Source organism: Desulfosporosinus sp. BICA1-9, from assembly GCF_000802135.1.
In genome coordinates this window covers 1-11,770 of record NZ_JUEE01000015.1, presented here as the reverse complement: position 1 = coordinate 11,770, position 11,770 = coordinate 1, and the positions used below count along the sequence as shown (strand labels likewise).

Below are 11,770 nucleotides of genomic sequence, written 5' to 3'. Positions count from 1 at the left end.
TAACTCCCTCCACAAATTACGCGATTCAAAAGCCGACAGTATTTGAATAAAATTAAATTATCTCACCTATTCTTAATAATCAAAAACATTACTATTAACGAAAAGTACTTGTTGTTAACCCACTTAATGTTTTGAGTAATGTTACAGGTACTTCTTAAATCCTTGAACCAAATCCAAATCGTAGCCAACAGCCTTATAGAATTGATGTGCTTTCTTTCGATGACCTCCGGAAACGAACATAGTATAATAGCATTTTCTTTTTCGCCCAATTTCCTCTATTTTTTCCATGAGTCGGGTGCCGATTCCTCTTCCACGGCAAGCACTTTTAACTACAACATTTTCAATGACCATAAAAGGTTTGCACTTACCAACTAAATCCAGACAAATAATCCCCATCACTGATCCAACTACTGAGTTGTCCTCTTTGGCGATCAAGACTACATAGTTAGGATTTGCCTCCATCAATTTAAAATTCTCTTTCATTTTCGAAAGATCGGTTCGTTCGTCAAGCAGTTCTTCATAGAGTTGAGCCAATGATTCTAGGTCATCAGCCAATGCGATTTGTAAAGTAAACAATGCTCCGTCCCCCCTCCCTGGTAGGATGTATCTACGAATTTATCATTTCCAAAATAGCATTTTGGCTAACCTCATTTATACTACACCCCCCATTGCAATCTGATCAAATCAATTAAATAGAATCCTTTGATCCAAATTCATAGGATCTTCATATTTCTAAGTTATACTTGTCTTATATATTTTTGGAGGTGACAAAATTTCATGATTGGATTAGCTTTAGCACAATGTATTCAACAATGTGATGCAACTGGTCAACAATTAGCCGGCTGTATTTTGAAAATGTTAGGCATGTAACCAAGCGATGTTTATGTTTATAAGACAGTTGAACCAGATCATGGTTCAACTGTCTTATTATTTAAGCCTAAATAATTTTGATACTCATCCAAATTATTAATTTGAATTTGGGCAACAAAATAACAACTTATAATAAACTCTCCTTTTAGACATTATTCAAATTAATAATTCATAAATCCTTTGAAAATAAATAAGCTCTTTTTGTAAAACCAATTTTTTCATAAAATTTGTGTGCTTTTTCTCGTTGAAATCCCGAATCTAATTCAATCTTCTTACAACCTCTTAATTTTGCTTTATCAAATGCCTTTTTAAGCAACTCTGTTCCAATGCCCCGTCCTCTAAAGGAATCATCTATTATCATTGCATAAACATATGCAATATACCCTTCCTGCCAAAAATTATTGACTATCGCAAAAGAACAGAAACCAATAACTTTCCCGTTTTGCTCCACACAAAGTAACTCATCGCTATCCGATTGTATACCCCGAGAAAAAACAACCATTAAATCATTTATATTCAATTCTTTACCAGGCCAAAGTTGGTTAAAAAGTAATATCACATCATCAAAATCTTCAAGTTTTGAGTTTCTAATAATGATATCCATCTGCTCCCCCTAATGTTTTTTCAATGTTTAGCATAATTACAAATACGATCTTTCCTCATACATTACTGAAGATACCTCTTGACAATACTCCGGTACATATTTGACCTCAGCAAAATTTTTAGACACTAATTCAGTTTCTAGTATTTCGCCACTTTTCCTTCTGACTATCTTGTTTCTCCATATTTCATTTTTTCTGTAATATTTCTCGCCAATCTTAAGAAACTGATGGTCTTTTTCAAAAACATGATATGCAAAATCTAGATCCTGATCGACTCGTAATTCTCCTTCTAAACACTTATCTGAAAGCCAAAGTCTTAATTGGAAAGTGTAAGGAGTACAATTCCTGAACTGATAGTCTATATAGTTGTAAAAGACTGTTGCCCCACTTCCGAACGGCAAAACCCTTCTATGCATCGGGAAACGGATCAAAACTATGATGATAACGTTTCGTAACTATCAAAGGACTATGAATGACCAACCAATGGATTAAATTAGCGATTTGACAGATTCCTCCCCCAATACCAGGCTTTGCTTCTCCACCAGACAATAACATCCCAGGTAGATATCCCTTTCGCTTTGTAGTCAATCCTACTAATTTGCAGAAAGAGAATGTTTCACCAGGTTTTATGAGAATACCATCAATACGCTTTATTGCTATCGCAAGATTTTTGACCTTGTTATACTGCAACTGCATATCTGTGTCACCGAGTTTCCTTATCAGTACTGACTGATGCTTCTTAACTCTGTATGGTAATCTTTCAAGACTTTGTAATGAAGCAAACTTCTTATCCTCGAAACACCATCTTGAGTATCTTACTAATCTTCGAGACCAAACTGATAAGAAATATAATATTGGGTGCATCTCGCTTAACAGCCTACGTGCCATACTAGTACTTCTCCTAACAAGCCATTAAATTATTTCCCATAGATTATCCCTCGACGCAATGCGTTCTGGGAATTCCGACGCGCCATACTAATACTACCTTCATCTCGGCAAAGTATTGGGAATCCCATCGTAGGCGAAGTACGGCAACTTCGAATCTTTCTTTGGCCAATTTTCGTAGCTCAGGATAGCTCCAATCCCCTCTACTAACATTTTACATTATTCTACAACCATGTTATTATCACCTTCTAAATTGGTAAAATTGGGCATAATATATTGAACAACTATTTGGAAGGTGGTATGATATGGACAAGGAAGAAGATAAAGTTAGTAAGGAGGGGGAAGATATGTTATCTGCTTTGCAAGAACCTATCTATAAAACCTCTAAGATAGACAACTTAAAACAACGAGCAGAATTTAGAAAACAGAGACCCGATTTACGACACCAAGCAACAAAGAGCGAAGTGCAAAAATACAATGAACTTTTTAAAGATTTAGAAGAAGAAACATATAAAACGATCAAGTGATATAGGGAGAAAGTGTAGTGGCAGAGCTTCTTAGGGGAGAAGTATATTTTGTTAAATTCTCATATACTTTTGATCGAAGATATCCCGAAGGAAAGTCGAAATTCGTTTTAGTTCTTCAAGAAGGTGACTATTTTAAAGAATATGGAGTAGCATTCCTTAAGACCCACATGCCGGGGGTCTTTTCTCATTCTCCTACGAAACATCCATAATCACAATAATCACATGCAAAATTAAGACATTCGATACGGAGCGGTTGGCTAGACCTTACTCCGACGGGATCCTCCCCCGCTAGAACGTGCGACCTGCCAGGACGCACCGGAAATTCTCTGTTATACGGAGCCTCACGCCCTACGAAGCCAGAGCAGCCAAGGACGGCTGCGCCTCAAATATTACGTACTTAGCACTGGAAAGTATTTGAAGTGACATACTCCCACCACCTAAGAGGTGGGGGCTTCTTGGGACGTACCGACTAATGCCAATATAGTTACCAAGCTATCCCCGTTTGCCCAACGGTTCTTAGTGTATTAGGCTATACCCAATATCCGACAGCCTTCATTTTTAATGTTTATTGCGGCGTTTATATCTCGATCAAGTTCTGCACCACAGTGCTTACAACTCCAACTTCTATCGGCCAGTGTCAACTCCACATATAGGTTCTTGCAAACGTGGCATTGTTTACTGGATGGGAACCATTTATCGATCTTGACCAGCTGCTTACCTTGTTCTACCAGCTTATACGCCAAAAATGTTTTTAGTATCCCAAAGCCATTGTCATTCGTTGATTTTGCCAGATTTAAGCCTTGCGCCATACTTCTCATGTTTAAGTCTTCGATTGCAACAGCGGTATAGGCATTGACTATCTGCCTTGACAGCTTATGCAAAAAGTCCTTTCGTTGATTCGCTACCTTTTCATGAAGTTCAGCGACCTTTCGTCGTTGTTTGTTTCTGTTTTTACTCCCTTTCAGTCTCTTGGATAGTTTTCGTTGCTCTTTCTTTAGTTTTGCCTCCGCATTACGATAAAATCTGGGATAGTCGGCACTTCTTGCCTCACTATCGATGACCAACGACTTTGAGGAATAGTCCAAACCTAACGTTGACTCGACGGTTGCTGTTACTGGTTCTAGTTTTGCTTCAAACTCGACCAAGATCGCTATGTAGTATTTACCGGTTGGTGTTTGGCTGAGCGTGGCTGATTTAATGGTGGAATTTGGCGGTAATTGTCTGTGTAATTTAATTCGAACATCTTTCAATTTAGGCAACCGGATGGTTTTACTATCAATAAGCCGTATGCTTCCTTTTTGGTTATTCGTTGTGTAAGATAATCGATCCCTATGCTTTCGTTTGAAGTTTGGAAAACCTACAGACTTATTCCGGAAGAAATTTTTATAAGCGGTATTTAGATTGAGCTGGGCATTAGCAAGGGCCAGACTGTCCACTTCTTTTAACCACTCAAATTGGTTTTTGTAAGCAGCTGGTAGAGAATACTTCTGCTGCTTCAACGCTTCTTTGTCATCTTTATACTGCTCATAAATAGTTTTCCTGTTAGCAAGCATTTGATTATAAATGAATCGTACACAGCCAAAGGTTTTATTGATAAGGATCGCTTGTTCAGAACTGGGATAAAGGCGATATCTGAACGCTTTATTCATAACTTCTCACCTTGATTTTCGATGTAACGTCTAATAACTTCAATCGGTGCACCGCCCGTCGTTAGCAAGCAAAAACTTCTTGACCAAAAGTATTCTTTCCAGAGAGATTCACGTAATTGCTGATATTCTTTTTTAATCAACCGCGATGATGCACTTTTGTAGGCGTTAATAAATTTTGATAACTCACTGTTTGGATGGGCTTTGAACAGAATATGAACATGATCTCTATCCTGATTCCATTCTTGCAACGTGATATTGTAGTGGGGAGACACATACTCAAATATTTCTTTGAGCCTGTTAGAAATTACTTGATCGATTACGTTTCTACGGAATTTAATGACCAGAACAAGATGATAATACATAAGAAATACTGAATGATTATTATTATCTAATTCCATTGATTTATCACCGTCTATCTTGATTACTACTGATTATATTTTATCATACATAGAAGTAATTTATCAATACTTATTTGGAATAAAATGGCGACAATTCATCTCCCTCCTACGCACTCACTAGCGTGAGCAAGGTAGCTTAAAGGTGGGAGACTTCTTGTCGCACGTGGTTAAAAAATTAAAAGAAGAGGCTGTGCAGCCTCTCTAAATATCTTACGGATTTATTCGCTTTTGCCTTCCTTCAAACGGTCTATCAGGCCGATTAACATCAGAAGGTCTTTGTCGGGCAAACCGCGCATACCGTCAAGAGCTTTTTGAATCAGAATCGGTTCTGCCTCACTGTCATCGAAAAAGGCTTTCGGCGTGACATTCAGATACTCACAGATATACAAAAATTCTTCAATGGATGGCAAGGAACGCCCTGCGATAATGTTCTGTATATAGCTTCTGCTGTGCCCCAAGTCAAGGCTCATTTTATATTCCGAAACACCTTTTTTTAAGCGTAAATCCGTGATGCGCTTTCTGATAAACTCAACACCCAATATTCTCACCTCACTGTCATTAGATATCATTCTACACTTTTGACAGTGGTAATATTCACGCTATTGGAGGTTTATTATATTGAATTATGCCTCTCAAAGTGTTAATATATGCTAAAATGCACCTGTGGAGGCGGCAGATTGAATAAAAAGAAGCAGATAGTGGTGGAAAACGCCATCAAGGAAATCGCAAGACGTGACGGCGTTACCGTCGAATATGTAAAAACGCAAATGCAGATCGCTATGATGAACGGATTATGCAGAGCTGATCCAAAGGTGAAAACGTTTTGGGACAATATTCCGCGAGAAGGGTAAGATTCCCAGGCCGGAAGAACTAATAATACATACCGCCGAACTTGTTAAAAAGCGGAAGTCCCAAGAATAAATGAGGCCGAGAAGGGATTGATGGCCTTTGGTAATAAGAGACTGATGCTCCACGAACTTTCTTCATTTTGCATCAGTCCCTTCAACTAACCCGCCTGCACCTGGGCCCGCGGCCTTACAGTCTCTCCGCTATTTTCCCGATAAGCCCGCTTACCTCACTTTTATACTTTTCATGAGCTTCCGGGTCTGCCGGGGCTAACTTAGTCAGTTCCTTCAGCAACTCTTCGAATTCTTTAGCGATATTATTGTAGAGAAAGCTGACTTTGTTAGATGACAGCTTGATCTGAGCGGCTTTGATATCCTTTTGCAGGGCGACGATTTTCGTGGCTGAAGCCTCGCCCTCCTTGGCAACGTCCAGCTTCTCCTGTAAAGTCTTGATGGTTAACTCCTTAGTGTGGATTGCCGCTCGGAGACCTGAAGTCTGTTTTCTCAACTCGTCCCGCTCAGAGGTAATTTTCGTGACTGCGCCCTGGTTGGCGGTCAGAGTATTTTGCAGCTCCGCTTTCTCGTTAAGGGCCTGGTCCCTTTCCCTGACTGCCTCCTTAAGCTCCCGGGTCGACATGCCGTCCACATCATTCTCTACTATAAAGGACTCCCGTTCCTCCTCGGGAATTCCCAGGAGGATAATCGCCTGGGTGTAGCTCAAATTCGTAATCGATTCCGAATTTGAACTGTCCTGGTGGCCGACGGTGAGTTTGGCCCCATACTCTTCAAAGAGGCGCATGAGTTTATTGGCCGTGCTTTGGGAGTAACTCACCGAGTTCTCCAGCCACTTTCCCCATTCTCCATGATTGACCATGGATTTGGCCTCCGTCAGGCGCCGTCCGATCTCGACGGAGCTGTAAAGGAGCATTCTGCCGGTCTGATCTTTAATACTGTTAATTTCGGCCGCGATAATCTGCGGCGTCCGCTCGCTTATTGCCTTCGCCATGATTTTCGAGCTCCTCTGCTTATTCATAAGCTTTTCCGGAGGAAAAGCTCCCATAAGACAAGACAGATTTGAACAACCTTACTCATAGCCTATGTGTTCAAGCCCTCACTTGTGACAAAAATAAAGACAAGACTGTAAAGAGCCTAGGCACTTTGCAGTCTTGCCTTTATTTTGTCATAAATATCCTTAGACAAGAGTAACCCCAGCCGGACAAGGTGCATAAGATAAAAAGACAGACCAAGGCTTGGCCTGTCAAAATCCAAAACAAGGGGGGATTATCCATGCCTATTATTTCGTCAGGGGTGGAAACCGAGATGGTTGTCCGTTATCAGACCGGTACGACCGCCGAGGGTTCCCCGGTTATCCGGCAAAAAAGCTTTTCCGGGTTGAAAATGGACGTGTCCGATGAGGATCTTTATGAAGTTGCAACCACATTATTCAATTTGCTGGAATACCCGTTGGTATCCGTAACCCGGAATAACCGCTTTGACCTGGCTGTGGAATAGATCTTTGTTCAATCGATCATAAAGGAGAGGGGGGATTGGGGATGGCAAATACGCAGCAGAAAACCCTTCGGCTAACCTTTGCCACAACGCTGGGCAGCACATTTACGCTTACCCTGCCGGCGCCAAGGGCAGACCTGACCGCCGCGGAAGCTGAAGCCGCTATGGAACTGATTATTGCCAAAAATATGTTTGTCACGACCGGCGGTGAATTAGTCGGCAAAAGAGATATAAAAATCACGGATTCAACAACAACCGATTTGTATGATCCACCCCTGTTTTAAAGCCCCCAGAGGGGAAATGCCCCGCCTGCCGATGGCACTTGATTTTGCGGCCAAATGGCCGCTCTTATGGATAAAAACCAGGCCCGCTCAGATCATGGTAATTTAAAATTCGGAATCGATTCCGAATTTGAACAGAAACCAGGCGATGATCCTCCTGAGATAATGCTTAAAATATTCTTCTGCTTTTCTCCAGGTGGATATTGATCACCTCATTGATCTCTCCTACTGCTTGAAATGAGCCAACGTATATAACAACTCTTGTACAAAGTAATTAAGTTGACTCCTAAAACGTAACGAATCAGAATTCTACTCCCCGTCTCGCCATTATCTATTATTTGGAGTGTTAGCTTAAACACAGGCCTGGCTCAATGTATTTCCACAAACACTTTGTCACTATAAAAAGAACATGCACTTCTCAAACCCGCTCTACCAAGGCTTTCAGCTCAGCTTAAATGGCGATAGGTAAAGCTTTGATATTATCTCCACTTTTTCCCCCGCCCCGCACCGTGCATGATACTTTCGTAATCACACGGCGTTCCATCAATCTAAAACTACTTCCTTATATCACAATATTTCCTACTTTTAACCTGAATTTATTCACTTTGGCTATCTGCTTTTTAGATAGTTCAAGTTTCGCCAGTATTTGATGGATTGTCTCGGATTTAGTTGCATGTATCAATCTGTGAATATCAGGAGAAATTATGACTAGATTACGGTATTGATCTCCTCCACTAGCAATAATTGGAATGATATTATGGCAGTGGAAATCATTTACCTCTAATCTTTCGCCGAGAACCCCACACCTTCCATTTTGAGCAGAGAATAGGGATATTCGGTTATCATTATACTCAATACTTCGCTTTGTCACCGGATTTTTAGTGAGATGTATAAATTCGAAGTCTGATACACTTTCAATTTGTTTATGAATGTGTTTTCTCCCTTCTGGTGTGAACTTATTTACCTTTTTGGAGAAAGACATTGCATTTTTAGTTTTACATGCTGACATTGGAAATATGATAAGCCCCTTAATATATGTCTTTTGCTTTGCATATTCCTTGTACTTTTCCAAGTATATCTTGCTAGGAGAACCCTTATTAGTAGAAAGTGACTTCCACCTGATTTTAATATTCCTATCGAGATAATATCCGATTTTTGAGAAATCTTTGGTACAATGCGTGGCTATACGATAGTAATTTTGAGTACCAAGAACATAAGAATTGTAGAGACTTATATTCTTGGGGTTTGGATTCTTTTGGATTTTCTTGATTAGTGCTTTTCCTTTGGCCATTATTTTCACAATAGCAATAGGTTTAATATTTGAGTTAGCGACTCGTTTCATACCCTTAACAACCGCCTTGATCTTGAAACCAAGGAATTCAGATGACTTCTTTCTCAGATTTGTAATCTTCGACTTTTCTGGACTTATATCTAGATTTAATCTCTCTTTGAGCCAACGTTTAACTGCGATGAACATTCGTTCTGCGACTTCTCTAGTTGGGCACATGATTTTGAGGTCATCCGCGTACCTGATAATGTAGCATTCCTTGAGTTCCGATGATTTGCGTATTGCCTTTAGCTTACTTCTGTTATGAGAGTAGGGGGATGAAGTTTCAAAGCTTTCCCATTGGTCACTAATCCACCAATCTAGTTCATTCAGAACCACGTTTGAAAATAATGGTGAACAAATACCACCCTGGGGCACGCCTTCGCTTGGGATTCCTATTCCCTCAATTTCTGCCCTTAACATTGCCGATATAATACAAAGAAGGTTTTTGTCCCGAATTCCCATCGTCCACATCTGTTTAAGAAGTTTCCCATGGTCTACGTTGTCGTAAAAACCTTTTATATCAAGATCTACGACAAAATGTAGATGCTGTATATTAATCATTCTTTGCATTGTAGATAGGGCATGTTCCGTGCTTCTATTGGGTCTAAAGCCGAAACTATGATTATGAAACTTTGCTTCAAAGATTGGCTCGAGGATTTGAAGTATACATTGCTGGATCAGCCGATCGAACATAGCGGGAATTCCAAGAGGGCGCAATTTGCCATTGTCCTTTAAGATTTCTACTCGTCTGACCGATTGTGGTGCATAGCGCTTTAACCTTACTCTTACCATGGCAATAACCTGTTCATTGGTCATAGTTGAGATGTCCTTGATGGTTAAACCATCAGTGCCCTCTGTCTTACTTCCTGTATTTGCCTTGATGTTTCGATAGGCTAGGAGGATGTTGTTTTCTTCTACAATTTTTTCGTATAGTTTATTAAACTTTGCATCATCTAGACTTCTTTCGTACAATTCATCAAAGGTACTTTGTTGCCCATAATATTCGTTATGACGCAACTTGGCATTCGCGGCAGTGGTAGCCATAGTCGGCAACACCTCCTTTCGAGGTTAGCCTCTTTTAGTCTCACCAGAACCTATGGAGTGATTTTGTGATTGTAAGTTTTCATTTATAATAGATTGACTTGGGCCTATCCCTCCACCACTTGTTATCATGGTTTCATTGGTACTGTGGCCCTACTTTCACATTGATAAAGATAAGTTGCCTTATCACCGTTTCATAGAATATAAGTCCTTAACGTCCAATGCTTACCACGTTCCAACATCTTTATCTATGCATATACCTTTAGATTGTTCCTTTGGGTTTGTAGACTTGATGATGCCTTTAACATCATAAGGATTTTCATACTATATATTTTTACTTTTCCTCATCTACCAAGCTTTTGCTTGTACTAACATTTCTATTAGCCTAGTGATTCACCCGTACATTCGGAACTTTGTCAGTAGGTTTTGCCTACATTCTTACCATGGATATTTTATAGACTTCCGCGCTAAACCCGCACTGTTCACCTCTGAACAGGTTTCCAAAAGGTTTTTAATTCCAAAAGGGCAGGGTCACGCGACTTCACCGAGCTCTAGACGCTTCGACGCTTATACATATACACGCCCATCGGAGTATTAAAGGAGCCTTTTTAGGCGTTACCCTATCATTCGACTCATCAAGATGTTAGTTCTCTTTGTATTTCTACAAATGTCTAAACTTTTCATTTAGAAACGTGTCGCACATATAGCACTATTAAGCACTCCACGTGCCCTGACTCTGGGATATAAGTTTTCGCTTATCAAAAAGTGGTTAACTCATAAAAATAGCCCAGTCCTCGGAAGGAACATGGGCTTGATCGCTTAAAATCATTGTATGATATGCAATAATCCTTATCAATAAACCAATATATTTTTGAAGGTTAAAAGTCGGGTCTTAGAATCAAATTTGCTACCGATGATAAAATCTTCCCGTCAAAATAAACGAGGTCAGCTTCCGGATAATACCAGACCGCTTGAAATACAGTCGGCTGGAGAATCCCTCTGTCATTCTTCCTATAATCTTTTAATATGGCGGACCAGGGAATACTTTGCTTACTGCCGTCAAAGCCAGTAGCTGTCCGGTCATTGGTCCTGAATCCAATCATTTCCCCCGCTTCCATTTCTGTTTAGGGTTCGGTCCCGGTAATAAGCTGCTCAGAAGTCATGTTAAAGTCGGATTTTAAATAGGAATAAGGTTGGATAAACTAAAATCTAATTCTCGGTATGTCCGCTTCCTTAAGATTGTCTTCCCATGTCCAAAAATGGGCCTCCCCGTTCACAACCCGGAAAAGAATAAAGTTCGGGTCATCTGCTGTTTCAACTAGTCTGCCAACTTGCACCCTTTATTAAAATATTATCAGCTATGTCCCATTATTCTAACTCAAAAATTGATCATTCCGGCTTCGTACTCACTGCTGCCGGGATCTGAACCCATTTGCCCCACTTTTTATTCTCATCATAAACTACATAGGTATCGCTGATGATATCGGTCAAGGATTGCTTCCGGGGATGAAATGCGCAAACCAAATAGCCCAGGTAAGTGCCGAGCAACTGTGACATCGTTCTTCCGGCAACTTCCCGTATGACGACAGTAGACCAGTTGAGAAGGCAGCCGTCTTTGCTAACAACTTTAATTCCCATGATCATTTTCCCCAGCGTTTGTCCGAAATACATCGTCATTAAAACAAAATAAAAGCTTCCCCAGATGCCTGGAAAGAGTGAATTGATCAGTACAAATGATTTAATGGTTGTTGTTCCAAGGCCTGCCGGCCATAAAACCCGGAAAAAAATCTGACTGCTCATCGCAATGACTGCCAGATCGATGCTAAAGGCCCA

15 protein-coding genes are annotated in these 11,770 nt (G+C 40.3%); 4 read left to right on the top strand and 11 right to left on the bottom strand.

Annotated elements, in window-relative coordinates:
- Positions 1–141: 141 nt before the first annotated feature.
- The 4 genes from JL57_RS01340 to JL57_RS33245 form a co-directional block, all read right to left on the bottom strand.
- On the bottom strand, positions 142–576 hold the full coding sequence (locus JL57_RS01340) for a GNAT family N-acetyltransferase (protein WP_034140257.1): 435 nt from the start codon (positions 574–576) through the stop codon (positions 142–144).
- A gap of 463 nt (positions 577–1,039) precedes the next feature.
- Entirely contained in the window at positions 1,040–1,474 is a 435-nt protein-coding gene (locus tag JL57_RS01335) for a GNAT family N-acetyltransferase (protein WP_034140256.1), read from the bottom strand.
- Positions 1,475–1,510: 36 nt separating this feature from the next.
- Positions 1,511–1,888: a VanW family protein gene (locus JL57_RS33250; RefSeq protein ID WP_291299568.1), complete on the bottom strand. Its 378-nt coding sequence runs from the start codon at positions 1,886–1,888 to the stop codon at positions 1,511–1,513.
- Positions 1,881–2,168, bottom strand: coding sequence for a VanW family protein (locus JL57_RS33245; RefSeq protein WP_291299567.1), 288 nt, complete (start codon positions 2,166–2,168; stop codon positions 1,881–1,883). Before JL57_RS33245 ends, JL57_RS33250 begins: the two co-directional genes overlap by 8 nt.
- 494 nt (positions 2,169–2,662) lie before the next feature.
- Here JL57_RS33245 and JL57_RS01325 point away from each other — a divergent pair, with 494 nt between their 5' ends.
- Positions 2,663–2,884 carry a hypothetical protein gene (locus JL57_RS01325; protein WP_034140255.1) on the top strand — a complete coding sequence of 74 codons (222 nt, stop codon included), beginning with the start codon at positions 2,663–2,665 and terminating at the stop codon, positions 2,882–2,884.
- Between the two features lie 524 nt (positions 2,885–3,408).
- On the opposite strand, the gene JL57_RS01315 is transcribed toward JL57_RS01325, so the two are convergent.
- The 3 genes from JL57_RS01315 to JL57_RS01305 form a co-directional block, all read right to left on the bottom strand.
- Entirely contained in the window at positions 3,409–4,533 is a 1,125-nt protein-coding gene (locus JL57_RS01315; protein ID WP_034140253.1) for an RNA-guided endonuclease TnpB family protein, read from the bottom strand.
- Entirely contained in the window at positions 4,530–4,931 is a 402-nt protein-coding gene (tnpA, locus tag JL57_RS01310; protein ID WP_034140252.1) for an IS200/IS605 family transposase, read from the bottom strand. The genes JL57_RS01315 and tnpA overlap by 4 nt, the downstream gene beginning before the upstream one ends.
- Before the next feature lie 218 nt (positions 4,932–5,149).
- Complete coding sequence (locus JL57_RS01305; protein ID WP_034140251.1) at positions 5,150–5,470, bottom strand: helix-turn-helix domain-containing protein; 321 nt, start codon at positions 5,468–5,470, stop codon at positions 5,150–5,152.
- Positions 5,471–5,608: 138 nt separating this feature from the next.
- Between JL57_RS01305 and JL57_RS33240 the strand changes: the two genes are divergently transcribed.
- Positions 5,609–5,782: a hypothetical protein gene (locus JL57_RS33240; RefSeq protein WP_291299566.1), complete on the top strand. Its 174-nt coding sequence runs from the start codon at positions 5,609–5,611 to the stop codon at positions 5,780–5,782.
- A 184-nt stretch (positions 5,783–5,966) separates the two neighbouring features.
- On the opposite strand, the gene JL57_RS01300 is transcribed toward JL57_RS33240, so the two are convergent.
- Entirely contained in the window at positions 5,967–6,782 is an 816-nt protein-coding gene (locus JL57_RS01300; RefSeq protein ID WP_034140250.1) for a DUF3102 domain-containing protein, read from the bottom strand.
- Between the two features lie 281 nt (positions 6,783–7,063).
- Between JL57_RS01300 and JL57_RS01295 the strand changes: the two genes are divergently transcribed.
- Together JL57_RS01295 and JL57_RS01290 are read left to right on the top strand one after the other, a co-directional pair.
- Complete coding sequence (locus tag JL57_RS01295) at positions 7,064–7,288, top strand: DUF1659 domain-containing protein (protein WP_034140249.1); 225 nt, start codon at positions 7,064–7,066, stop codon at positions 7,286–7,288.
- 41 nt (positions 7,289–7,329) lie between these two features.
- Complete coding sequence (locus JL57_RS01290) at positions 7,330–7,569, top strand: DUF2922 domain-containing protein (RefSeq protein WP_034140248.1); 240 nt, start codon at positions 7,330–7,332, stop codon at positions 7,567–7,569.
- 559 nt (positions 7,570–8,128) lie between these two features.
- Here JL57_RS01290 and ltrA read toward each other — a convergent pair.
- The 3 genes from ltrA to JL57_RS01275 all read right to left on the bottom strand — a co-directional run.
- A complete protein-coding gene (gene ltrA / locus JL57_RS01285; RefSeq protein ID WP_034140247.1) occupies positions 8,129–9,940 on the bottom strand; it encodes a group II intron reverse transcriptase/maturase in 1,812 nt (603 codons plus the stop codon).
- An 875-nt stretch (positions 9,941–10,815) separates the two neighbouring features.
- Entirely contained in the window at positions 10,816–11,040 is a 225-nt protein-coding gene (locus tag JL57_RS01280; RefSeq protein WP_034140246.1) for a DUF6544 family protein, read from the bottom strand.
- Between the two features lie 286 nt (positions 11,041–11,326).
- Positions 11,327–11,770, bottom strand: a 444-nt coding sequence (locus tag JL57_RS01275; protein WP_034140245.1) for an RDD family protein, incomplete at its 5' end; no start/stop codon positions are given.